The 23867-nt window shown below is 71.7% G+C and carries 21 protein-coding genes and 2 pseudogenes; 12 read left to right on the forward strand and 11 right to left on the reverse strand.

What is annotated here, in order from left to right:
• Nucleotides 1-141 precede the first annotated feature (141 nt).
• The gene (locus ICC28_RS38445) at nt 142-1569 is read right to left on the reverse strand and encodes a PLP-dependent aminotransferase family protein (RefSeq protein WP_188293508.1); all 1428 of its coding nucleotides are present in this window, start codon (nt 1567-1569) and stop codon (nt 142-144) included.
• A 47-nt stretch (nt 1570-1616) separates the two neighbouring features.
• Here ICC28_RS38445 and ICC28_RS38450 point away from each other — a divergent pair, with 47 nt between their 5' ends.
• Nucleotides 1617-2117: a carboxymuconolactone decarboxylase family protein gene (locus ICC28_RS38450; RefSeq protein ID WP_188293509.1), complete on the forward strand. Its 501-nt coding sequence runs from the start codon at nt 1617-1619 to the stop codon at nt 2115-2117.
• A gap of 41 nt (nt 2118-2158) precedes the next feature.
• Here ICC28_RS38450 and ICC28_RS38455 read toward each other — a convergent pair whose 3' ends face one another.
• The 3 genes from ICC28_RS38455 to ICC28_RS38465 all read right to left on the reverse strand — a co-directional run bounded on the left by ICC28_RS38455 (nt 2159) and on the right by ICC28_RS38465 (nt 5287).
• Nucleotides 2159-3646, reverse strand: a complete 1488-nt coding sequence (locus tag ICC28_RS38455) for a glutamate synthase subunit beta (protein WP_188293510.1) — start codon at nt 3644-3646, stop codon at nt 2159-2161.
• 168 nt (nt 3647-3814) lie between these two features.
• Nucleotides 3815-4294 carry a DUF1772 domain-containing protein gene (locus ICC28_RS38460; RefSeq protein WP_188293511.1) on the reverse strand — a complete coding sequence of 160 codons (480 nt, stop codon included), beginning with the start codon at nt 4292-4294 and terminating at the stop codon, nt 3815-3817.
• Nucleotides 4295-4591: 297 nt separating this feature from the next.
• On the reverse strand, nt 4592-5287 hold the full coding sequence (locus ICC28_RS38465) for a DUF2293 domain-containing protein (RefSeq protein WP_188293512.1): 696 nt from the start codon (nt 5285-5287) through the stop codon (nt 4592-4594).
• Nucleotides 5288-5396: 109 nt separating this feature from the next.
• Between ICC28_RS38465 and ICC28_RS38470 the strand changes: the two genes are divergently transcribed.
• The gene (locus ICC28_RS38470; protein ID WP_188293546.1) at nt 5397-6038 is read left to right on the forward strand and encodes a uridine kinase; all 642 of its coding nucleotides are present in this window, start codon (nt 5397-5399) and stop codon (nt 6036-6038) included.
• Between the two features lie 171 nt (nt 6039-6209).
• Entirely contained in the window at nt 6210-6638 is a 429-nt protein-coding gene (locus ICC28_RS38475) for a CBS domain-containing protein (protein WP_188293513.1), read from the forward strand.
• Between the two features lie 12 nt (nt 6639-6650).
• On the opposite strand, the gene ICC28_RS38480 is transcribed toward ICC28_RS38475, so the two are convergent.
• A complete protein-coding gene (locus ICC28_RS38480) occupies nt 6651-7832 on the reverse strand; it encodes a magnesium and cobalt transport protein CorA (RefSeq protein ID WP_411158644.1) in 1182 nt (393 codons plus the stop codon).
• A 200-nt stretch (nt 7833-8032) separates the two neighbouring features.
• Between ICC28_RS38480 and ICC28_RS38485 the strand changes: the two genes are divergently transcribed.
• The gene (locus tag ICC28_RS38485) at nt 8033-8827 is read left to right on the forward strand and encodes a methyltransferase (protein ID WP_188293514.1); all 795 of its coding nucleotides are present in this window, start codon (nt 8033-8035) and stop codon (nt 8825-8827) included.
• Nucleotides 8828-9374: 547 nt separating this feature from the next.
• Here ICC28_RS38485 and ICC28_RS38490 read toward each other — a convergent pair.
• Both ICC28_RS38490 and ICC28_RS38495 read right to left on the reverse strand, forming a co-directional pair.
• Nucleotides 9375-10289 carry a carbohydrate kinase family protein gene (locus ICC28_RS38490; protein ID WP_188293515.1) on the reverse strand — a complete coding sequence of 305 codons (915 nt, stop codon included), beginning with the start codon at nt 10287-10289 and terminating at the stop codon, nt 9375-9377.
• On the reverse strand, nt 10286-11194 hold the full coding sequence (locus ICC28_RS38495; protein WP_188293516.1) for a pseudouridine-5'-phosphate glycosidase: 909 nt from the start codon (nt 11192-11194) through the stop codon (nt 10286-10288). The genes ICC28_RS38490 and ICC28_RS38495 overlap by 4 nt, the downstream gene beginning before the upstream one ends.
• A gap of 110 nt (nt 11195-11304) precedes the next feature.
• Here ICC28_RS38495 and ICC28_RS38500 point away from each other — a divergent pair, with 110 nt between their 5' ends.
• Nucleotides 11305-11733 (forward strand): VOC family protein, encoded by a 429-nt coding sequence (locus ICC28_RS38500; protein WP_188293517.1) that lies wholly within the window; start codon nt 11305-11307, stop codon nt 11731-11733.
• Nucleotides 11734-11794: 61 nt separating this feature from the next.
• On the opposite strand, the gene ICC28_RS38505 is transcribed toward ICC28_RS38500, so the two are convergent.
• Together ICC28_RS38505 and ICC28_RS38510 are read right to left on the reverse strand one after the other, a co-directional pair.
• Nucleotides 11795-12349 carry a methylated-DNA--[protein]-cysteine S-methyltransferase gene (locus tag ICC28_RS38505; protein ID WP_188293518.1) on the reverse strand — a complete coding sequence of 185 codons (555 nt, stop codon included), beginning with the start codon at nt 12347-12349 and terminating at the stop codon, nt 11795-11797.
• Nucleotides 12350-12423: 74 nt separating this feature from the next.
• A complete protein-coding gene (locus tag ICC28_RS38510) occupies nt 12424-13299 on the reverse strand; it encodes a glycerophosphodiester phosphodiesterase (protein WP_188293519.1) in 876 nt (291 codons plus the stop codon).
• A 278-nt stretch (nt 13300-13577) separates the two neighbouring features.
• Here ICC28_RS38510 and ICC28_RS38515 point away from each other — a divergent pair, with 278 nt between their 5' ends.
• From ICC28_RS38515 to ICC28_RS38545, 7 genes and pseudogenes are all read left to right on the forward strand, one after another.
• Nucleotides 13578-14441 (forward strand): MHYT domain-containing protein, encoded by an 864-nt coding sequence (locus ICC28_RS38515; protein WP_188293520.1) that lies wholly within the window; start codon nt 13578-13580, stop codon nt 14439-14441.
• A 48-nt stretch (nt 14442-14489) separates the two neighbouring features.
• Complete coding sequence (gene uvrB, locus ICC28_RS38520) at nt 14490-16634, forward strand: excinuclease ABC subunit UvrB (protein WP_188293521.1); 2145 nt, start codon at nt 14490-14492, stop codon at nt 16632-16634.
• Nucleotides 16635-16832: 198 nt separating this feature from the next.
• On the forward strand, nt 16833-17411 hold the full coding sequence (locus ICC28_RS38525) for a TerD family protein (protein WP_188293522.1): 579 nt from the start codon (nt 16833-16835) through the stop codon (nt 17409-17411).
• 70 nt (nt 17412-17481) lie between these two features.
• Nucleotides 17482-19506, forward strand: a complete 2025-nt coding sequence (locus ICC28_RS38530; protein WP_188293523.1) for a TerD family protein — start codon at nt 17482-17484, stop codon at nt 19504-19506.
• A 252-nt stretch (nt 19507-19758) separates the two neighbouring features.
• Entirely contained in the window at nt 19759-20760 is a 1002-nt protein-coding gene (locus ICC28_RS38535; protein ID WP_188293524.1) for a TerC/Alx family metal homeostasis membrane protein, read from the forward strand.
• A 129-nt stretch (nt 20761-20889) separates the two neighbouring features.
• Nucleotides 20890-21192: a hypothetical protein gene (locus ICC28_RS38540; RefSeq protein ID WP_188293525.1), complete on the forward strand. Its 303-nt coding sequence runs from the start codon at nt 20890-20892 to the stop codon at nt 21190-21192.
• 45 nt (nt 21193-21237) lie between these two features.
• A pseudogene (locus tag ICC28_RS38545) lies at nt 21238-21457 on the forward strand (ionic transporter y4hA); the annotation flags it as partial.
• Here ICC28_RS38545 and ICC28_RS38550 read toward each other — a convergent pair.
• Both ICC28_RS38550 and ICC28_RS38555 read right to left on the reverse strand, forming a co-directional pair.
• A complete protein-coding gene (locus ICC28_RS38550; protein ID WP_223190664.1) occupies nt 21447-22745 on the reverse strand; it encodes an MFS transporter in 1299 nt (432 codons plus the stop codon). The pseudogene ICC28_RS38545 and the gene ICC28_RS38550 sit on opposite strands and share 11 nt — an antisense overlap.
• A gap of 61 nt (nt 22746-22806) precedes the next feature.
• Nucleotides 22807-23852, reverse strand: a pseudogene (locus ICC28_RS38555) (S66 peptidase family protein).
• Nucleotides 23853-23867: the final 15 nt, after the last annotated feature.

Here is a 23867-nt window from a genome sequence, read left to right on the forward strand (position 1 = left end):
GGCGAACTGGCGCCTGCCCGCGGCCGAGGCCGACCCCGGACACGACGACGGCACGCCTCCTGTTCCGATGATCCCACCGCAGTGCCGATTCATGTAGCCCGTAAGCGACTTTTCGGGCGGCAGGCGGAGAATGGCCAAGAACTACGCCCGCGGCAGTACGGCGCACAGTGCGCTCAGGGCCGCCGCGTAGGCGTGTTCCGCGGGGGTCGCGTATCCGACGACGAGACCGTCGGGGGCGGGCGTGGCCGGCATCGGATGGTCCGGATGCCGGAATCCGGCCAGGCCTTCCAGGGCCACCCCCTGCCGTCCGGCCCGTGCGACGGCGGCCTCCTCGGTCCCCGGTGGCAGCCGCAGCACCGCATGCAGCCCGGCCGCGATGCCGGTGACCTCGATGTGCGGCGCCTGCGCGGCGAGCGCCGCGACGAGCCGGTCCCGGCGGCCGCGGTAGCGCTGCCGCATGCGCCGCACATGACGGTCGTAGGAGCCCCGGGCCATGAAGTCGGCCAGGCACAGCTGGTCGAGGACGCTCGCCCAGGCCTCCCGCTCGCCCTTGGCGGCGAGTACGCCCTCGACGTACCGCTCGGGCAGGACCATCCAGCCCAGCCGCACCGCCGGGGACAGGCTCTTGCTGACCGAGCCGATGTGGATCACCCGCTCGGGGTCGAGGGCCTGGAAGGCGCCGACGGGCTTGCGGTCGTAGCGGAACTCGGCGTCGTAGTCGTCCTCGACGATCACCCCGCCCCGCGCGCGTGCCCACTCGACCACGGCCGCCCGGCGGGTGGCGTGCAGCGGGCCGCCCGTCGGGAACTGGTGCGCGGGCGTGAGCAGCACGGCCCGCTCACGCCCCAGCCGGTCGACCAGCGCCCCGTCCTCGTCGAGGGGGAGCGGTACGGTCCGCACGCCCGCGTCGGCGAGCAGCTCCCGGTGGAAGGGCAGCCCGTACGCCTCCACCGCCAGCGGGCCGCGCAGCACGCCGCCGGAGAAGAGCAGGCGCAGGGCGTGGGCGAAACCGGAGCAGACGACGATCCGGTCCGGCTCGACGCGGACGCCCCGCGCGCGTGCGAGGTACTCCGTCAGCGCCTGCCGCAGCTCGACCCGGCCGGCCGGGTCGCCGGGACCGAACACCTCGTTGGGCGCCTGCTGCACGGCCCGCCGGTAGGAGGCGAGCCAGTCCGCGCGCGGGAACGCCGACACGTCCGGGGTGCCCTGCCGCAGATCGTGCCGCGGGCCACGCGCGCGTGGAGGGGCCGTTACGGGCGGTTGCCCGGCGTGTCGCGCCGGTTGCGGGGACGCCCGTTCCGCGACCCGGGTGCCCGAGCCCTGACGGGCGGTCAGCCAGCCCTCGGCGACGAGTTCCGCGTACGCGTCGGCCACCGTGTTGCGGCTGACGCCGAGATCGGCGGCGAGCGAACGGTACGGCGGCAGCCGGGTGCCCGGGGCGAGTCGCCCGTCGCGCACGGCCTCGCGCAGGGCACGGGCCAGCGCGGCCCGGCGCCCGCCCGGCCCGGACAGCTTCACATGCAGGTCGGCGCCGATCCGCTCCGCGGAATTGACCCACGATTCAGGCATGGAAATGCACCCTACAGCCGGTCTTTCGGACCCATAGATTGAGGGGCATGACGACGAACACGATGACGGCGAACGCGATCACGACGACGGACGCGCGGACGGCCCGGCTCAACTTCGCCACGACCGCCCCGAAGGTCTACCGGGCCGTCATCGGCTTCGACGCCGCGGCCCGTGAGGGGCTGGACCCGACACTGGTGGAGCTCGTCCAGATCCGGGCCTCGCTCCTCAACAACTGCGCGTACTGCCTGCACATGCACACCAACGACGCCCGCAAGGCCGGCGAGAGCGAGGACCGGCTGCACATGGTCGCCGTCTGGCGCGAGGCCCGGCACTTCTTCACCGCGCGCGAACAGGCCGCCCTCGCCCTGACCGAGGCGGTCACCCTGGTGTCCGACGCCGGCGTCCCGGACGGCGTGTACGCCGAGGCCGCGGCCCACTTCGACGAGGAGGAGCTGGCCCACGTCCTGGCCCTGATCCTCACGATCAACACGTGGAACCGCCTGGCGCTGTCGACGGGGAAGGTGGCGGGGACGGACGAGCGGGGCTGAGTCGGCTTCGAGGGGCCCTCGTCCGGGCCGGCCCCGCCGTCCTACACCGTCATCGGGCGGTCGTACGGCGATATCGGCGCCGGGAGCTGCGAGCTTCCCGTCAGGTGGCGGTCGACGGCCGCCGCCACCGCACGGCCCTCGGCGATGGCCCACACGATCAGCGACTGGCCCCGGGCGGCGTCCCCCGCGGCGAACACGCCGGGGACGTTCGTGGCGAAGCCGGAGTCCCGCGCGATGGTGCCGCGCGGTTCCAGCGCCAGCCCGAACCCGTCGATGAGCCCGTCCTCGCGGTCGGGTCCGGAGAAGCCCAGGGCGAGCAGCACCAGGTCGGCCGGGATCGCTCGTCCGGTGCCCGGCAGCGGGCGCCGCGCCGCGTCGACCTCCGTCAGGTGCAGGGCCCGCACCCGCCCGTTCGCGTCCCCGGTGAAGCGGAGCGTGGACGCCGCGAACAGGCGCGCGTCCGCGTCCGCCGCCGGTGCCGTCCGCAGGTCCCGCGCCTCCTCGTGCGCCGCCGACAGCCGGTAGATCTTGGGGTACGTCGGCCAGGGTTCGGCGTCCTCGTCGCGCTCGTCGCCGGGCCGCCCGTAGATGTCCAGCTGGGTCACGGACGCGGCGCCCTCGCGGACCGCGGTGCCCAGACAGTCGGCGCCGGTGTCGCCGCCGCCCACGATGACGACGTGCTTGCCGGCGGCGGACAGCGGTGACGTCTCCAGATCGCCCTCGCACACCCGGTTGGCCAGCGGCAGATACTCCATCGCCTGGTGGATACCGGCCAACTCGCGCCCCGGAACGTCCAGTTCGCGCCACGCGGTCGCTCCGGTGGCGATCACCACGGCGTCGTGGCGCGTACGCAGTTCGGCCGCCCCGACGTCCCGCCCGACCGCCGTGGACGTACGGAACTTGGTGCCCTCGGCCCGCATCTGCTCGATGCGCCGCTCCAGGTGGTGCTTCTCCATCTTGAACGCGGGGATGCCGTACCGCATCAGCCCGCCGATCCGGTCGTCCTTCTCGTACACGGCGACCGTGTGCCCGGCCCGCGTCAACTGCTGCGCCGCGGCGAGGCCGGTGGGCCCCGACCCGATCACCGCCACGGTACGGCCAGACAGCCGGTCCGGCGGGCGTGGTGGCGCGAAGCCCTGCGCCCAGGCCCGGTCGGCGATCGCGCACTCGACGTTCTTGATCGTGACGGCGGGCTGGTTGATCGCGAGCACACAGCCCGCCTCGCAGGGCGCCGGACACAACCGGCCGGTGAACTCGGGGAAGTTGTTGGTGGCGTGCAGCCGGTCCGCCGCCGCCCGCCAGTCCTCCCTCGACACCAGGTCGTTCCACTCGGGGATCAGGTTCCCGAGGGGACAGGCCTCGTGGCAGAACGGGATGCCGCAGTCCATGCAGCGGTCGGCCTGCTTGCTGATGACGGGCAGCAGCGCCCCGGGGACGTACACCTCGTCCCAGTCCCGGACCCGCTCCTCGACGGGCCGGCGGGGCCAGTCCTCGCGAGGCGTGGTCATGAATCCCTTGGGATCGGCCACGGCCGTCTCCCTTGCGTGCGCGTGCGACGGGGCCGTGCGTCATCGGGCGGCACTCTTCCGGACCCTTCCGGCCCTTTTCGGACCCTCCGGACCCTTCCGGCCACGATACGTCTCATCGGTCTCTTGCGCAGAGGTCCGACCGTGCGTCCCCGGCGACGCTCGCCCTCGTCAGGTGAGGGCCAGGGCGTACGAGAGCGCGGCGGCGGCCGAGGCGACCGTGCGAATGTGGTTCCAGGCCGTCCACTCGCGCACGTACGCGGTCCAGTACGAGGCCGCCGCCGGGGTGCCCGGCTCCAGCCTCGCCAGCGCGTCGTTGCGGGGCACGTTGGCCACCATGGTCACCCCGAACGAACCGAACAGGTACAGCGCGCTGCCCAGCAGCAACTCCACCGTCCCCTCCTCCGGCCACAGCACGAACGTCACCACGGCGAGCACGGCGCACAGCACCGCCGAGCCGACGAACAGGAACATGAAGGCGGGCGTCACCGCGGCCACGTTGATCGCCTGCATCGCCGCGACGCCCTGCGCGGGCGGCAGCGTGGCGAGCCCCTTCATCACGAAGGTCGAGAAGCCGTAGAACACCCCGGCCACCAGGGCGGTCCCCAGCACACCCAGCACGGTCAGTACGAAGTACGGCCCATCGATCATGTCAACGTCAACTCCCGCGTCCCGCCGAGATCTTGCCCGGCGCCTGTCGTCACCACAAGTGAAATCCCGCGGACGGACGGTGCCCATGGTCGAATCGCGCGGGGGCATGTGTGAGCGTCCAGGGGGTGGGGCCGGCGGGGCGGGGTGGTGTGGGTGGGGCTCGGGAGGCGTGGGTTGTGTAGCGTGGGTGGGGCCCGGTAGGCGCGGGTCGCCTGGCGTGGGTGGGGCCCGGTAGGCGCAGGTCGCCTGGCGTGGGTGGGGCCCGGTAGGCGCAGGTCGCGTGGCGGCGTTGCGCTGTCAGTCGGGGGCCGGCTCCGCCGACCGCCATCCCCCGATCACCGTCTCCACGAGCGCCGCGATCCGCCGCCGCGCCTCGTGCCGCGGCACCCCGCTCATCAGCAACTGGTCGTACGGCGTGTCCACATGCCGTACGGATGCCACGACCGCCGAGATCACCGCGCCCTCGGACAGCGCCCGCCCCGCGGCACTCCGGCCCACCCGTCCGCTGCCCCGAACCGAGGCGTGCGCGGCGATCGCCCGGGCCCGCTCCTCGGGGCACCCCGGGAACAGCCGCCGAATCTCCGCGGCGAACGCCTCCGCGAACCGCGTGTCCTCCGCCGCCCGCCGCCGCGCGTCCCGCGACCGGCGACGGCTTCTCGCCTCGGCGTCCGCGAGACAGCGCTCCTCGGCCCGGACGAGCCCCGCCTCCTCGACGAGGACGCCCTGCCGCTCGTAGCGCCCCTTGCGCCGGTTGAACCGGACCACCACCGCCGACAGCGCGCTCTCCTCCCGCGACCGCCGCGTCAGCGCGGTGTCCCCGCGCGCCAGGAAGACCAGATGCCCGAGATCGGCACAGTCGAGACAGCGCGGCGCCCCGTCCTCCAGCACGAGCAACGGCAACGGTCCGCGTCGGCACTCCGCGCAGTGCCGCCGCCGGACGGGCTGGAAGACGAGAAGTCCGGTACGGGGCGGGGTCGTTGAGGGGGACGCCATATGAGGGTCTTTCCCCTCGTGGGTGCGGGGCCCACGTGTCGTGCCGGGGCGGGTCGGCGGGTGGGGATGTCGTTCCGCCCCACCCGGCGAAAGCGCCGCGTGGCGCATGATGGGCCCTGTGCGACTCGAAGCGATCACCTGGGACCGGCTCGGCGAGAACCTGGCCGAACGGCTGCTCGACCTGAAGCCCGCCGACGGCGGTCCCTGGCCGCGCATCGCCTTCGACGGTGCGCCGGCGGCCCGCGCGGGCGACCTCGCCCAACGCGTCCACGAGGCGCTGCGCACCCGTGGCCGCCCTTCGCTCGTCGTCGGCACGGAGGGCTTTCTGCGCCCCGCCTCCCTCCGGCTGGAGTACGGCCACCGGGACGTGGAGGCCTACTACGACGGCTGGTTCGACACCGGCGCCCTGTGGCGGGAGGTCTTCGGGCCCCTCGAACCCGGTGGTGACGGCCGCGTCCTGCCCGACCTGTGGGACCCCGAGAGCGACCGTGCCACGCGTAGCCCCTATGTTCAACTCCCGCCCGGCGGAGTGCTGTTGCTCCATGGTCCTCTCCTGCTGCGACACTGGTTCCCCTTCGACCTGACCGTCCACGTCCTCCTCTCCCCGGGCGCCCTGCGCCGCCGCACCCCGGAGACCGACCACTGGACCCTCCCCGCCTTCGAGCGCTACGAGGACGAGACCGACCCGGCCGCCACCGCCGACGTCCTGATCCGCGCCGACGATCCACGCCATCCGGCCTGGAACGGCTGACCCTGCGCTGTTGGCCGGGGGCGGCGGCCGGGGCCCGGGGCCCGGGCCCCGGCCGCCCGGGGGCTTCGCGGGCTGAGGTGCGGTCCCTGACGGGCGCGGCGAGAATGAAGGGCGCCGGGACCAGCGGCGCACCCTGCGCCGTGCCGGCCGCCCGGTACCAGGAGGTATTCCATGACCACCGCCGGAGAGATCATGCACCGGGGCGCCCAGTGGATCCCCGCCCACGAGACCCTGGACCGCGCCGCCCAGCTGATGCGCGACCTGGGCGTCGGCGCCCTGCCCATCAGTGACCAGAACGAACGGCTCTGCGGCATCCTGACCGACCGCGACATCGTCGTCGGCTGCGTGGCCATGGGGCACGACCCGGCCAAGGTCACCGCCGGCGAGATGGCCCAGGGCACACCGCGCTGGATCGAGGCGGACGCCGACGTCAGCGACGTGCTCCGGGAGATGCAGGAGCACCAGATCCGCCGGCTCCCCGTCATCGAGAACAAGCGGCTGGTCGGCATGATCAGCGAAGCGGACCTGGCCCAGCATCTGACGGAGAACCAGATCGCCGGCTGGGCCGAGAGCGTCTACGCCGGTCCCCCCTCGCGCTGACCCGCGCCCCCGTCACAGCCAGCCGTTGCGCCGGAAGCCCCGGTACAGCGTCAGACACGCGACCGCTATCACGCCTATGACGAGCGGGTAGCCGAACTTCCCTTGCAGCTCGGGCATGTGATCGAAGTTCATGCCGTACACACCGCAGACCATTGTCGGTACGGCGATCAGGGCGGCCCAGGCTGTGATCCTCCGCATGTCCTCGTTCTGGGCGACCGTCACCTGGGCCAGGTGCGCCTGAAGGATCGAGTTGATCAGTTCGTCGAACGCGGCGATCTGCTCGGTGGCCCGCAGCAGGTGGTCGGCGACGTCACGGAAGTAGGCCTGTATCTCCGGGTCGACCACCCGGATCGGCCGGGTGGCCAACTCCGTCAGCGGGCGGGCCAGCGGTGCCGCCGCCCGTTTCAGTTCCAGGAGTTCGCGCTTGAGCTGGTAGATGCGCCCTGGGTCGACGCGCGCCCCGCTTTCCGCGAACACGTCCGTCTCCACCTGGTCGATGTCCGCCTGCACGGCGTCGGTGACGCTCAGGTAGTCGTCGACCACATGGTCCGCGAGCGCGTGCAGCACCGCCGCCGGCCCCTTGGCGAGCTGCTCGGGTTCCGACTCCAGTTCCTCGCGCAGGGGGCCGAGCGAGCCGTGCCTGCCGTGCCGGACGGTGATCACGAAGTCCTGGCCGACGAACACCATGATCTCGCCCGTGTTCACGACCTCGCTGGTCGCGGTGAGCTCCTCGTGCTCGACATAGTGAACCGTCTTGAACACGGCGAACAGCGTCTCGTCGTAGCGCTCCAGCTTCGGGCGCTGATGAGCCTCGATGGCGTCCTCGACGGCCAGTGGATGCAGGTCGAAGAGTTCGGCGATGCCCGCGAACTCCTCGTTCGTCGGCTCGTGCAGGCCGAGCCAGACGAAACCGTCGCCGCGCTTGCGCACCCGTTCCATGGTGTCGGCCAGGTCGCCGGTCGCGGGCACCCGGACGCCCTCGCGGTACATCACGCAGTTCACCACGGAGGAGCCCAGCGGGGAGCGGGCCGGGTGGCTCAGGTCGACGCGGGGGCGTCGCCGGGCCAGCCGTGCCACCTTGCGCAGGCCGCCGACCTTTCCGAGGCCCGTGACCTTCCGCAGATTGCCTGCCACATTGCCTGCCATGTTCCCCGCCGTGTTCCCCGCCGTGTTCCCCGCGATGTTCCCCGCCATGGGTATGTGGATCTCCTTGCGTGGATCTCCTCGCGCCGTGTTCCCGCGCTCGTCGCGTCAGTTTGCCAGTTCGCGTCGAGGGCCGGGGAAGGCTGTGGGAACAGGACGTTCCGCTTTGTTCCCGGCTGTGGACGAAGCCGTCGAGCCGTCCCGTCCGTGTTCCGGTTTGGGACAAGAGGGATAACTGGGATGATCACGGCATGACGCGATCCGACGGGTATCTCCTCGACAACCGACAGAGCGAAGCGGGTGAACGGTTCGCCGCCTTCGCCGCCCTCTTCGACCCCACGACCTTCCGGCACCTCGAAGCGCTCGGCGTCGGACCCGGCTGGCGTTGCTGGGAGGTCGGCGCCGGTGGCACCTCCGTGGTGTCCTGGCTGGCCAAGAAGGTCGGTCCGACGGGACGGGTGGTCGCGACGGACATCGACACCTCGCAGATGGCCGCGGCCGCCCGGCCGCCGGTCGAGGTGCGCGTCCATGACGTGGGGGCCGAGGAGCCGCCGGGGGACGGCTTCGACCTGGTGCACGCCCGGCTCGTCCTCGTTCATGTCCCGGACCGGGAGAGGGCGTTGCGGTCCATGATCAGCGCCCTGCGGCCCGGCGGCCGACTCCTGGTGGAGGACGCCGATCCCGCCCTCCAGCCCCTGACCTGTCCCGACGAGTACGGCCCCGAACAGCAGTTGGCGAACGGGCTGCGGCAGGGCCTTCGCAAGCTGCTCGCCGACCGTGGCGCCGACCTCTCCTACGGACGCAGACTTCCGCGCCTGCTCCGGTCGGCCGGCCTCGACCGGGTGGAGGCCGACGGGTACTTCCCGGTTGCCTCGCCCGCCTGCGCCGCGTTGGAGTCCGCCACGATCCGCCAGGTCCGCGACCGACTCGTCACCGCGGGCCTCGCCACGGACCAGGACATCGACCGCCACCTCGCGAACGTGGCCGCGGGCGGGATGGACCTGGCCACGGCCCCGATGATCTCAGCATGGGGCCGCAAGCCGTAGACACGGCCGACAAGGCGCGGAACATACCGTCACCGCGGCCGCACCGTCCCCACGGCCCGACCTCGCACCGCTGCCCGTCCGCACTGTCCCACCCCGGTCACCGACAGGGCGGACCCGCACCGGCCTCCAACGAGCGGCCCGGTCTGCGGGGGAGTGGGGCCGCCGATACCCCGGCGGAGCGAGTCAGCCGTACCCCGGCGGAGCGAGTCCGCCGGTACCCCGGCGGGGCGGCTCCACGCCGGTACCCCGGCGGGGCGGTCTACGCCGGTTTCCGGCGGGTGAGTCCGGTGTGTGGCGGGGTGAGTCCACTGGCTTTCCGGCCGGGAGGGTCCCCGCCGGTTTCCGGCCGGGAGGGGTCCTCGCTGGTTTCCGGTGAGGCGGGCTCGCACAGGTCCCTGGCAGGGCGGGTCCGTATGCGTCTCCGGCGGGGCGGTCTACGCCGGTTTCCGGCCGGGAGGGGCCCGCGTCGGTTTCCGGTGAGGCGAGCCCGCACCGGCCCTGGCCGGGTGGGGCCGCCCCCGGTCGCGGCGGAGCCGGTTCGTGTCGGTCAGTCCGCCGACGGCGGTCTGCCGCCCACCCGTTCCACTGCCAGGGCTCCCGCCCGGCAGCCTTCCCCCGCCGCCTGCTCGGGGTCGGCGCCCTGGAGCAGGGACGCGAGGAACGCGCCCGTGAACGCGTCGCCCGCCCCCGTGGTGTCCGTCGGGGTTGCCGGAGCGGACGGCACGTGGGCGTGCACCGCGCCGCCGCGGGCCACCAGGGCACCGTCTGCCCCCAGTTTGGCGACGACCAGAGGGACGCGGCGGCTCAGCGCGGCCGCCGCGTCCGCCGCATCGGGCAACCCCGTGAGCAGGCAGGCCTCGTCCCGACTGGGCAGCAGCACGTCGACCCCCTCGACGAGGGCCAGGGCGCGGTCGGCACCCAGCTCCGCGAGGAACCCGGCCGAGGCCGGATCCAGACTCACCGGAACGCCGCGCGCGCGTGCCGACTTCATGGCCACGGCCAGGAACGCCCGGCTCGGCTCGGAGAACAGCAGATAGCCCGACAGATGCAGCCGGGCGACACCGTCGAGCAGCTCGTCCGACCAGTCGGCGGGGTCCAGCAGCAGCGAGGCGCCACTGTCGGTGAGGAACGTCCGCTCGGCGGTGGCACCCGTGTCGACCAGGCAGATCACCGTCCCCGTCGGCGCGTCGGAATCGACGACGAGACGGGCCCGGACCCCGCGCGCGGCCAGCTCCCGCTCGTGCCAGACCGCCGCGTCCGCGCCGACCCGCCCGAGCAGGCGCACCTCCGCGCCACCCCAGTGCGCGGCCCAGCAGGCCACATTGGCGCCCGCGCCACCCGGCACCGTCCGGATCACCGCTGCCGTGTCCGTACCCGAGGCGAGCGGCCCACGGTGCCGGGCCACTACGTCGGTGATGACATCACCGACGACGAGCAACGCCCCGCCCGGACTCCCTCTCATGCCCCGGCCCACGCCGCGGCGATGCGCCCCGCCAGCCGTACATTGCCGCGCACGGCCGCCAGATTGGCTTCCAGAGAGGCCCCGTCGGTGTGTCGCACCAGGTAGTCCAGCAGGAACGGCGTGACCGCCTGGCCGGTGACGCCCTCCGCCTCGCACGTGCGCAGCGCGTCGGCGAGCACACGCGCGTGCAGCTCCGGATCCAACTGCTCGGCCTCCGGCACCGGATTGGCGACGATCAGCGCCGACTCCGGCCCGGCCAGCTCGTCCTGGGCCCGCATCACCTGCGCCACCTGCTCCGGCGACTCCAGCGTCCACTCCACCGGATGCCCCGAGTCGGACAGGTAGAAGCCGGGGAAGCGGTCGGTGCCGTATCCGGCCACCGCGACCCCCAGCGTCTCCAGCCGCTGCAGCGTCGCCGGCACGTCCAGGATCGACTTCACCCCCGCACACACCACCGTGATCCGCGTGCGGGCCAGCAGACCGAGGTCGGCCGACTCGTCCTGGGTCACCGTCCACTCCCGGTGCACCCCGCCGAGCCCGCCCGTCGCGAACACCCGGACGCCCGCCAGGGCCGCCAACAGGGCCGTCGCCGACACCGTGGTCGCCCCGCTCGCCCCCGAGGCCACCGCGAGGGGCAGATCCCGGTGCCCCAGCTTGCGGATCCCGTCCTCGTTCGCGATCCGTTCCAACTGCTCCTTGTCCAGGCCGACATGAGGCACACCGTCCAGCACGGCGATCGTCGCCGGCACGGCGCCCTCACCGCGTACGACGTCCTCCAGCTCCAGCGCCACCTGGAGATTGCGCGGGCGCGGCAGCCCGTGCGCGATGATCGTGGACTCCAGGGCAACCACGGGCCGACGCGCGTCGATCGCCGCCCGTACCTCTTCCGACACCACCAGCGCCACGCGCCTGCCTCCTGTCAGTCGATCAGTCGGTCTTCCTTCCCATCCCTGGCGGGCGCGGCAGCCCGTCAAACCACTTGCGGCCTGTGGGGCACGACACCAGCCTGGGACGCATGACCGACCACACCGCACGTCTCGACCACGTCGTTCTCTGGGTGCGCGACCCGATCGGCTCGGCCGAGTTCTACGAGAAGACGCTGGGCATGGAGCCCGTCAGGCTCGCCGACTTCGCCGCCGGCCAGGTGCCCTTCCCCTCGGTACGGCTCAACGAGGAGACGATCCTCGACCTCATGCCGCAGACCATGGCCGAACGCATGAAGATGCTCCCCGGCGCCGCGGAGAGCGCCGGACACCCGGTCAACCACGTCTGCATCGCGCTGCCGGGCGACGACTTCGACGCGCTCCGCGCCCGCCTGGAGGAGAGCGCCGTACCCGTCTCGGACATCGGATTCGACTCCTTCGGCGCCCGCGGCATGGCCAAGCGCAGCTTCTACTTCCGCGACCCCGACGGCAACGTCTTCGAGGCCCGGCACTACGACTAGGCACGCCCACGAGAGCCGGGTGTCCATGCGCGTGGACACCCCGTTCGGCCGGCCGCCGTGCTCAGAACAGCGGCTCGGGCAGGACCCCCTCCAGGGCCAGCAGCTTCCGCTTGGTCTCCAGACCGCCGCCGAATCCGCCGATGCCGCCGTCGCTCTCGACGACCCGGTGGCAGGGCACGACGACCGGCAGCGGATTGGCGCCCATCGCCGTACCGACCGCCTGGGCGGCGCCGGGCTGGCCCACCCGCCCGGCCAGGTCGCCGTAGCCGACGACCGAGCCGTACGGCACACCGGCCGCCAGCTCGCGCAGCACCTGCCGGTTGAAGCCCGAGATCAGCGACCAGTCCAGCGGCAGGTCGAAGTCGTGCCGCTCGCCCGCGAAATACGCCTTCACCTGGCGTATCGCCTCGGCGAGCAGTGGCGAGCCGGGTGCCTCGACGGGCTCGCGGCCCAGCCGGGACCCGAGCCGCTCCAGAGCCTTGTCGCGCACCGCGTCGGTGGCGTGGAACACGACGTTGACCAGACCCTCGTGGGTCGCGGCCAGCAACAGCGGACCGATGTCGGTGCCGACGACGGTCCACACGACCTGCTGCTCGTACTGCCCGTGGCTGTCCATGCGCCCCACCGTACGGCCGCCCACTGACAACGCCCGGGGCGCCGGCAGGAAGGCTGGGGCGCCCCGGGCGCTGATCACACTCCGTGCACGGCGTCCCGTACGACGTCGGGCTTGTTGGTGATGATGCCGTCGACGCCGTACCCGGTGACCAGCCGGGCGGTGTCCGCGTCGTTGACGGTCCAGGTGAAGACCTCCAGCGGCCTGCCGTGCGGTCCGCTGAACGCGTGCACGGCGGCGACGTAGCTCGTGGAGAGCGAGCCGTACGAGGGGTTGATCTGGTCGGCGAAGGTGGCGTACCCGGGCAGGTCCGACACGTCCGGGGTGCCGAGGAGCCCGGTCTTGACACCCGGTTCGAGGTCGTGGACGGTCCGCAGGCTCTCCGCGCTGAAGCTCTGCACGATCAGCCGGTCGGCCACATGCTGCCGGTCGAGCCAGCCCTCGTTGTCGAGCACCTTCAGGGTCTGCTGCTCGATGCCCGGGTAGAGGTCGGGGTTCTTGATCTCCAGGAGCAGCTTCTGGTGGTGGTGCTCGACCCGGCCCACGTACTGCTCCAGCGTCGGCACGCGCGCGCCCGCGTAGGCGGGCCCGAACCAGCTTCCCGCGTCCAGAAGGGCGATCTCGGCCGCCGTGAAGTCCCTGACCTTCCAGGGCGCCCGGTCGGGGAAGACCTCCTCGACGTCCGTGGTCCGCTTCAGATTGTCGTCGTGGATGACGACCAGTTCGCCGTCCCTGGTGCGCTGGACGTCGTTCTCGATCCAGTCGACACCGAGCTCCGCCGCCTTGTCCACGGCGGCCAGGGTGTTCTCGGGAGCGTAGGCGGAGGCGCCCCGGTGGGCGATGACCGTCGGAGGCTCGACGGCGATGCCGGCCCCGGCGTCGGAGGTGGGCAGCAGGAAGGCGGCGGTCCCCAGGAGTGCGGTGGCCATGGCGGCAACAGCGCGCGCGTGCATGCATACTCCTCGTGTCGAGCGTCACGGACAGTACAACTGTGGCAGCAGAGTGCCGCCGGGAGGGGATGGCCGGGCGGTCGTGGAGTGCACGGTGTGGCCCAAGTCCGTTCACTGGTGCCGCACAACTGGGGCAGAGGCGTGTTTCTTTGCCGGAAAATCGTTCGACCATTCCGGTGGGGGTCATACTCTCTGCCTCAGCCCTGACCGCGCGGGCGGTCCTGGGAGGGGGAGCATCTCAGTACATTCCCGGACACAAGAGGGCGGAAGGGCAGCCGCGCATGCAGGGCACGGTCGACGGATTCAGCTACGGCCTCGTCACACCGCTGGTGGCCTACCTCATGGCCTGCCTCGGTGGTGCCCTGGGCCTGCGCTGCACCGCCAGAGCGAGGGGCGTCGTCGGCCCCTGGCGCCCCGGCTGGCTCGCCCTCGGATCGGCGGCCATCGGCTCGGGCATCTGGACCATGCACTTCGTCGCGATGATGGGGTTCACGGTCGAGGAGACCGCCATCCGCTACGACAAGCCGATGACCTTCGCGAGCCTTGCCATCGCCATCGTCATGGTGGGCGTCGGGATCTTCGTCGTCGGCTACAGGGGCGCCAGAGGGGCGGCGCTGTTCACCGGCGGCACCATCACCGGCCTCGGCATCGCCTCCATGCACTACCTGGGCATGGCAGGCATGCGGCTCGACGGCAGGCTGGAGTACAACACCGTCACCGTCACCGCCTCCGTCGCCATAGCCATGGTGGCGGCCACCGCCGCCCTGTGGGCCGCCGGGCAGGTCAGGGGCTTCCTGTGGACCGTGGGCGCGAGCCTCGTCATGGGGCTCGCCGTCAGCGGCATGCACTACACCGGCATGGCGGCTCTCAGCGTCCACCTGCACGGCACGGGCGTCCCCGCCGAGGGCGACTCGCCCGCGGCCCTGCTCGCACCGATGATGGTCGGCCCGCTCGCCTTCCTGCTGCTCGCCAGCATCGTCGTGATGTTCGACCCGCTGATGGTCGCGGGCCGCCCCGAGCGGCTCCCCGTGGACGACAAGCCGGGCGTCCCCGCCCACACCGCCGCGACCCACTCCGCCCGCCGCCCCCAGCTGCGCACCCGCAGCCCCGAGCACCACGGCTCCCGCACCCCGCAGAACCGGTGATCCGGCCGCGTCGGCCGCATTGTCAGTGGGGGGCCGTACGGTGGATCCATGCGGCCCGTTTCCAGCATCGAACGCACGGTGGCGCCCTTCGAGGTCGTCAGCCCCTACCAGCCCAGCGGCGACCAGCCGCAGGCCATCGCCGAGCTCGCCCGGCGCATCGAAGGCGGTGAGAAGGACGTCGTCCTGCTCGGCGCGACCGGCACCGGCAAGTCCGCCACCACCGCGTGGATGATCGAGCGGCTCCAGCGCCCCACGCTCGTGATGGCGCCGAACAAGACGCTGGCCGCCCAGCTGGCGAACGAGTTCCGGGAACTCCTCCCGAACAACGCCGTCGAGTACTTCGTCTCGTACTACGACTACTACCAGCCCGAGGCGTACGTCCCCCAGTCGGACACCTACATCGAGAAGGACTCCTCCATCAACGAGGAGGTCGAGCGCCTGCGCCATTCCGCGACCAACTCGCTGCTCACCCGCCGTGACGTCGTCGTGGTCGCCTCCGTCTCCTGCATCTACGGCCTCGGCACACCGCAGGAGTACGTGGACCGCATGGTGCCCCTCAAGGTCGGCGAGGAGATCGACCGGGACCAGTTGCTGCGGCGCTTCGTGGACATCCAGTACACGCGCAACGACATGGCCTTCACCCGCGGCACCTTCCGCGTCCGCGGCGACACCATCGAGATCTTCCCGGTCTACGAGGAGCTGGCCGTCCGCATCGAGATGTTCGGCGACGAGATCGAGGCGCTGTCCACGCTGCACCCGGTCACCGGCGAGATCATCAGCGACGACCAGCAGCTGTACGTCTTCCCGGCCTCCCACTACGTCGCGGGACCCGAGCGCATGGAGCGGGCCGTCAACGACATCGAGAAGGAACTGGGCGAGCGCCTGGCCGAGCTGGAGCAGCAGGGCAAGCTCCTGGAGGCCCAGCGCCTGCGCATGCGGACCACGTACGACATCGAGATGCTCCGGCAGATCGGCACCTGCTCCGGCGTCGAGAACTACTCGATGCACTTCGACGGCCGCCTGCCCGGCTCCCCGCCCAACACCCTGCTCGACTACTTCCCGGACGACTTCCTGCTCGTCATCGACGAGTCGCACGTCACCGTGCCGCAGATCGGCGCCATGTACGAGGGCGACGCCTCCCGCAAGCGCACGCTCGTCGACCACGGCTTCCGGCTGCCCTCCGCCCTCGACAACCGCCCCCTGAAGTGGGAGGAGTTCCAGGAGCGCATCGGCCAGACGGTGTACCTGTCGGCCACTCCGGGCCAGTACGAGCTCTCGCGCTCCGACGGCGCCGTCGAGCAGATCATCCGCCCCACCGGCCTGGTCGACCCCGAGGTCGTCGTCAAGCCCACCGAGGGCCAGATCGACGACCTGGTGCACGAGATCCGCAAGCGCACCGAGAAGGACGAGCGCGTCCTCGTCACCACGCTCACCAAGAAGATGGCCGAGGACCTCACCGACTACTTCCTGGAACTCGGCATCCAGGTGCGCTACCTGCACAGCGACGTCGACACCCTGCGCCGCGTCGAACTGCTGCGCGAACTACGCGCGGGCGAGTACGACGTCCTGGTCGGCATCAATCTCCTGCGCGAGGGACTCGACCTGCCCGAGGTCTCCCTGGTGGCCATCCTCGACGCGGACAAGGAGGGCTTCCTGCGCTCCGGGACCTCCCTGATCCAGACCATCGGCCGCGCCGCCCGCAACGTCTCCGGCCAGGTCCACATGTACGCCGACAAGATCACCCCGGCGATGGAGAAGGCCATCGAGGAGACCAACCGCCGCCGGGAGAAGCAGGTCGCGTACAACAAGGCGAACGGCATCGACCCCCAGCCGCTGCGCAAGAAGATCAACGACATCGTCGCCCAGATCGCCCGCGAGGACGTCGACACCGAACAGTTGCTCGGCTCCGGCTATCGCACGGCGAAGGACGGTAAGGGCGCCAAGGCCCCCGTGCCCGCCCTCGGCGGCAAGGCGGCCAAGGCCGCGGGCGCGACCAAGGCCAAGGGCAAGTCCGGCGGGACCGTGCCGACGGACCGGCCCGCGGCCGAACTCGCCGAGCAGATCGAGGAGATGACCGCGCGCATGCGCGCCGCCGCCGCTGACCTCCAGTTCGAGATCGCGGCCCGGCTGCGCGACGAGGTCTCCGAGATGAAGAAGGAACTGCGCCAGATGAAGGAGGCGGGACTGGCCTGACAGGGCCAGTGGCGCCGGTCCCCGCTCCCGGGGGCCGGTGTCCGGCACGGCCGTGGTGACCTCGGCGTTCTACATACTGTGTTGCAAGACCGACACAAAGTGCGGACCGGGGTACGTCACTGTCGGTGCCCCTGCGTAGGGTTCTCGTCATCCGCGGACACCGCGGCAACAGGGGAAGTTCGAGAGGGGAATCAGCGCGTGACCGTCAACATGACCAAGGGTCAGGCCATCAGTCTGCAGAAGAACGACGGCGGCAGCCTGACCGCGGTGCGCATGGGTCTCGGCTGGCAGGCGGCCCCCCGGCGCGGCCTGTTCGGCTCGCGCACGCGGGAGGTCGACCTCGACGCCTCCGCCGTGCTGTTCGCCGACAAGCAGCCGGTCGACGTCGTCTTCTTCCGCCACCTGGTGAGCGACGACGGCTCGGTCCGTCACACCGGTGACAACCTGGTCGGCGGTGTCGGCCAGGGCGGCGACGACGAGGCGATCCTCGTCGACCTGGCCCGCATCCCGGTCCACATCGACCAGATCGTCTTCACCGTGAACTCCTTCACGGGCCAGACCTTCCAGGAAGTGCAGAACGCCTTCTGCCGCCTGGTCGACGAGACCAACGGCCAGGAGCTGGCCCGCTACACGCTCGCGGGCGGCGGCGCCTACACCGCCCAGATCATGGCCAAGGTCCACCGCAACGGCCCGGGCTGGACGATGACCGCCATCGGCACCCCGGCCAACGGCCGGACCTTCCAGGACCTGATGCCGGCGATCCTGCCGCACCTGTAAGGCCCGCGGGCGAGCAGCGCACGACACGACAAACGAACACGGCGACACAGGTACTCAGGGGGAGAAGGCGATGACGGCCGAGCTGGTGCGGGGACAGAACCACCCGCTCTCCCAGTCCCGTCTCGAGATCCGGGTCTCGGCCGGCACGCCGGTCGTGGCGGGCGCCACGCTCAGCGACGAGGACGGCAAGGTCCACGGCACGGAGTGGGTGGCCCACCCGGGCGCACCCACCCTGCCGGGACTGGAGGTCTCCCGGCAGGCGGCCGCCGACCATCGCCTCGCGGTGGACCTGGATGCCGTGCCGGCGGCCGTGCACCGGGTCAGCGTGCTGCTCGCCCTGCCCACCGGAGCGGGCGGCCCGGTCCGCTTCGGCGCGGTCGCCGCCCCCTTCGTCGCGGTCACCGGCCTCGACGGCACCGAGGTGGCGAGCTACACCATCACCGGCCTCGACGCCGAGTCCGCCGTCGTGGCCGTGGAGCTCTACCGCCGACAGGGCGCCTGGAAGGTGCGCGCCATCGGCCAGGGCTACGCGGGCGGGCTCGCCGAGCTCCTCGCCGACCAGAACCTGCCCGAGGCGGGGCTGCTCGCCAACGGCATCAACGAAGCGGTGGCCCAGGGCCTGGCCCGCTCGGTCGCCGCGCCGCCACGCACGGCGGACACCGACCGCTCACGCCAACCGGCCGCACCCGGCCCGGACCAGACCGGCCCGACGCCCCAGGGCACCCCGGGCCAGATCTCCCCCTACGGCACGCAGGGCGCCGTACCGCCGACCGCCGGTTCGCCCTACGGCGGCCAGGGCACCCCCGCCGCCGGAACCCCGCAGGCCGGACATCCGGGAACGCCGTCCGACCCGCCCGCCGCCCCCGCAGGCGGCCCGATCGACTACAGCCACCCCCGGCGGCGCAACACCACGCCGCCACCGCCCGCCCCGCCCGCGTCCCCGGCCCGGCCGGGGCAGCCCGGGCAGCCCGTCGCGGGGGACGCCACCGGCTGGTCCATGGACGAGCGGCTGTACAACCAGGTCTGGGGCATGTTCGAGGACCTGGCCCGGACGACGGCCGCCTACCGCAGCGCCGTCGACTTCGCCGACTCGCGCAGGGACAAGGAGCTCGACCAGGTCCTGTCCGACCCGCGCAGCCGGATCGGCGGCCAGGGCGACGCCGCGCGCGAGGCGGCCCAGACCAAGCACGCCCAGCTCGTCGACCAGGCCAGGGCGACGCTCGACCGGGACCTCGCCCAGCTCACCGCCGAGTCCGAGGTCGTCGAGCCCGCGCTGCCGTACGCGTACGCGCGCTGGGACAGTCCCGTCTGGCAGGCGTACCGCGTGCCCATGGAGACGCCCATGGCGCTGCGCCTGGGCGACCTGCACCTGCCCGAGAGCGATCCGCTGCGCATCCCCATGCTGGTCCGGCTGCCGCTGGAGCGTGGCCTGTGGATCGACAGCGGACCGTCCGCGTCCCTCGACGGCGACTTCGCCGACTCCTACGACCTGCGCCGCCTCGCGCTGGAGACAGCCGTGTCGCACGCGGCCCGGCTGCTCGCCGTCCACCCGGCCGGCGACTTCACGGTCCACGTCATCGACCCGGCCGGGGCCGGGGCGCAGGCGCTCGCTCCGCTGGCGCAGTCCGGCGTGCTCGCGGCTCCGCCTGCGGCGGGGGCGGCCGGGGTGACGGACGTTCTCGGCCGACTCACGCAGCGCGTCGACCTGGTGCAGATGGCCGTGCGCGGTGGCGCCTCGGAGTCCCTGCCGCCAGGCTTCGACACCTCCGAGCAACTGGTGATCGTCAATGACTTCCCGCACGGCTTCGACGACCGGGCGGTGAACCAGCTGCGCTACCTCGCCGACGAGGGCCCGGCCGTCGGCGTCCACCTGATGATGGTCGCCGACCGGGAGGATGCCTCCGCCTACGGCCCGTTGCTGGACCCGTTGTGGCGTTCGCTGCTGCGACTCACCCCGGTGCCCTCGGACCATCTCGCCGACCCCTGGGTGGGGCACGCCTGGACGTACGAGCCCCCGCTCGTGCCGCCCGGCAGTCAAGTGCTCCAGCAGGTGCTCGCGCAGGTCGCCGCGGCCCGCCGCGCCTGGAACCGCTGACCGTCAAGACCTTTACCAAGCATATGTAAAGTCCTCTGACCTTGGCTTTTGCCTTTTCTTTTGCTTCCCTCTTTACCAATCCTTGGTGATTGGGTACTCTCTTCCGTGCGGAGGGGAGTACTCCCTGTCTACTGCGGCGTACCCGTCAATACGGATCCGGTCGGATCCCGGGGCGTCGGCCCGTGCGCGGGTGGAAGAGACCTCCGGCAGCGACGACGCTGACATTTGCCGTTACGTACTGCCGGAGGCGCAGTGGATGTTTCCGTGACCCTGTGGGTCCTGACGGTCGTGGGCCTTGCCGCCCTGATCGCGGTCGACTTCTTCATCGGCCGCAAGCCGCACGACGTGTCCATCAAGGAAGCCGGGACCTGGACGGTCGTCTGGATCGTCTTGGCGGCCCTCTTCGGGCTCGGCCTGCTGTTCTTCGGCGGCGGACAGCCCGCCGGCGAGTTCTTCGCCGGCTACATCACCGAGAAGTCGCTGAGCGTCGACAACCTCTTCGTCTTCGTCCTGATCATGGCGAAGTTCGCGGTGCCCTCGCAGTACCAGCAGCGAGTGCTCCTCATCGGCGTGCTGATCGCCCTGGTGCTGCGCGCGATCTTCATCGCCGCCGGAGCCGCGATCATCGCGAGCTTCTCGTGGGTCTTCTACATCTTCGGGGCCTTCCTGATCTGGACCGCCTGGAAGCTCATCCAGGAGGCCCGGGCCGAGGAGGCGGACGAGGAGTTCGAGGAGAACAGGCTCCTCAAGGCGGCCGAGCGCCGCTTCGGTGTCGCCGACCGCTACCACGGCACCAAGCTGTGGATCCAGCAGAACGGCAAGCGGGTCATGACCCCGATGCTCGTCGTGATGCTCGCGATCGGCTCCACCGACGTCCTGTTCGCGCTCGACTCCATCCCCGCAATCTTCGGCCTGACCCAGGACCCGTACATCGTCTTCACCGCCAACGCCTTCGCGCTGATGGGGCTGCGGCAGCTGTACTTCCTCATCGGCGGCCTGCTGAAGAAGCTCATCCACCTCAGCTACGGCCTGTCGATCATCCTCGGCTTCATCGGCGTCAAGCTGGTGCTGCACGCGCTGCACGAGTCGGGGGTGCATGTCCCGGAGATCAGCATCCCGGTCTCCCTCGGCGTGATCTGCTCGGTCCTGATCATCACCACGGTCACCAGTCTGTGGGCCGCCAAGAAGCAGGCGGCGGCCGAGACGGCGCAGAGCGAGAGCGAAGGCGCTCCGAAGGACGACATCAAGGCCTGACGGCTCCGGGCGTAGGAACAACCATCACCGGGAGCGGTGCTCGGCGAATTGCCGAGCACCGCTCCCGGTGCTTGCTTGGTCCTGTACGCGTTCCCCGGCCCGGGGGCGCCCCGGCCGTCGGAGGCAGACATGAAGTTCGTACAGATCATCGACTTCACAACCGAGCGGCTCGACGAAATGGAGCAACTGCTCGAAGACGCGAGTCGGCGCACGGCGGGGCAGGAGGGCGGGCCCCAGCACCGCATCCTGCTGAAGGACCGGGACACGCCGGGACGCTACCTCGCCGTGATCGAGTTCGCGTCGTACGAGGAAGCCATGCGCAACAACGAGAACCCGGAGACGACCAAGCTGTCGGAGCAGCTGATGGCCCTGTGCACCCAGGAGCCACGCTTCACCAACTGCGACCTGCTGGACGCACGCGACCTCAAGTAGCCCGCACCGCACCGCCCTGATCAGCCCGGGCCTGCTGGGTCTGGCCCTGACGATCGCGCCGCGCTGCGGTCCGCCCGCCGCGACCGCGTGCAGACCAGCCTCAACCTCGCGCCCGCCCCGGCCTCGGCCCACCCACCTGGTGCTGCTCGCCCTGACCGTCGTGGTGAGCTCCCTGACGGTGGTTCCGGGCCGGGCCACGCTCCTCCAGGGAGGCGTGCACCTGGTGCTGCTCGCCGCGTACCTGGAACTCGCGATCAATCCTTGACCGGCGCCACCGCCCGCGCCGGGCGCGTCTCCGGCAGCAGCGCGAAGCACCCCAGGCTGAGCAGCGCGATGCCCGTCAGATACGCCCCCACGCCCCACGGCACCCGGCCGCCCTGCTCGGCGAGCGCGGTCGCCGCGATCGGCGTGAGCGCGCCGCCGAGCACCCCGCCGAGGTTGTAGCCGACCGCGGCACCCGTGCACCGCACCCGCGGCTCGTACAGCTCCGGCAGGTACGCGGCGATGACGGCGAACATCGTGATGAACGCGACCATCGCGCCCAGGAAGCCGACGAACATCAGCAGCGGCACACCCGTGGCCAGGAGGGAGACCATCGGGAACATCCACACCGCGGCCGCCGCACAGCCGGCCAGACACAACGGCCGCCGCCCGTACCGGTCCCCGAGCAGCGCCGCGAACGGGGTGAGCGACCCCTTCACCAGCACCGAGCCCATGATGCAGACCAGCATCACCGTACGGCTCACCCCGAGGCGCTCCGTCGCGTACGCCAGCGACCAGGTCGTCACGGCGTAGAAGATCGCATACCCGATCGCGAGCGCACCGGCGGTCAGCAGGACGAGCCGCCAGTGGTCGCGCACCACCTCGGCGAGCGGCACGCGCGCGTGGTCGTCGATTTCCAGGAACCGGGGACTCTCGGCGAGCGACGACCGCAGCCACAGCCCCGCCACGGCCAGCACGCCCGCCGCCCAGAACGGCACCCGCCACCCCCACTGCGCGAACTGCGCCTCGGACAGCATCGCCGCCAGCGCCAGGGTCACGCCGTTCGCGAGCAGGAAGCCGACCGCGGGCCCCATCTGCGGAAAGCTCGTCCACAGCCCCCGCCGCTCGGCGGGCGCGTGCTCGGCGGTCAGCAGCACGGCCCCGCCCCACTCCCCGCCGAGCCCGAGGCCCTGCAGGAACCGCAGGACGAGCAGCAGCACGGGGGCGGCCACCCCGATCGTGTCGTACGTCGGCACACAGCCGACCGCGACGGTGGCGGCACCCGTCAGCAGCAGCGAGACGACGAGGACCGGCCGGCGTCCGAGCCGGTCCCCGATGTGCCCGAACAGCACCGAGCCGAGCGGCCGCGCCACGAACCCGACCGCGAACGTCCCGAACGCGGCCAGCGTCCCCGCCACCGGTGAGAACGTGGGAAAGAACAGCGGCCCCAGAATCAGCGCCGCCGCGGTCCCGTAGACGAAGAAGTCGTAGAACTCGATGGCCGTCCCGGCGAGCGAGGCGGTCGCGAGCCGCAGCATGGAGGGTGCCCTTACGGTGCGTACGTCGTGCATGCCGCGTCAACCACCCACCGTGACCGCGGGTTACGGGGCGCGTGGAGGCGGAGGTTCCGCGTCAGTACGTGACGGTGATGCGCCGGGCCGGGCCGTCGACCCGTACGAGACCGCCGTAGGGGATGACCAGCTGCGGGCTGGTGTGACCGAAGTCCACGTCGAAGACGATCGGGGTGTCGGGGGCGTACGCCCGCATCGCGCGCAGGACCGCCTCGCGCTGTCCGGCGGCGTAACGGTCGGCCTCCTCCGGGCTGTTGGGGCGCTCGACGTCCAGGTCTTCGGCCGGCCCATCAGCAGCGCGGAGAAACGCTGGAGGAGCCCGCGTTCGCCCATGTTCCGCAGGGTGCGGAAGACCTCCTCGGAACTCGGCAGCTCTTCCGAGGTCTCCAGCAGCAGCACTCCGCCGTCGTACCGCGAGAGGTCGTGCGCGATCTCCCGGTCGGCCATCAGCAGCCACCCGAGGATCTCCAGGCACCCGCCCCAACTGCGGCCCTCCACCACCCGGTCGGCGTTCGTCCAGGTCCAGCCCGTGCCGGGCCGGCTCGGCGGTTCGGCCTCGAAGGTGGCGGGGTCCGCCCAGTCCCGGTCGACGTCGTTCCAGCGCTCGGCGGGCCTGAGTTCGTACTCGCCGGAGGTGAACAGCGCCGCCCGCAGGGAGTCCTGGGTCAGCGCGTCCATGGCCACCGGGCGCCCGAGGGCGGTCATCACGGTCGCACCGTGATAGCCGACGATCCCTGTGTTGTACAGATAGGCGAGCAGGTTCGTGTTGTCGCTCATCCCGAAGAACGGCTTCGGGTTCGCGCGGATCAACTCACGGTCCAGGAAAGGCAGCACGGTGAGCTGGTCGTCGCCGCCGATCGAGGCCATGACCACCTTGACGTCCGGGTCGGCGAAGGCGGCGTTGACGTCGGCGGCCCGGTCCTGGGGAGTCGCGCCCATCGTGCGGGTCGTCGGGTACTCGACCGGTTCGAGGCCGTACTCCTTGCGCAGCCGTTCCAGGCCCAGTTCGAAGGGGCGGGGGAAGAGTCCGGGCAGGCCCGCACCGGGTGAGATGACGGCTATGCGGTCGCCGGGCGACGGCTTGGGCGGGTACGAGATCGTCGTCATGCCCGGCAGCGTAGG

It is taken from the genome of Streptomyces sp. TRM68416 (assembly GCF_014596915.1).
Taxonomy (GTDB): Bacteria; Actinomycetota; Actinomycetes; order Streptomycetales; family Streptomycetaceae; genus Streptomyces.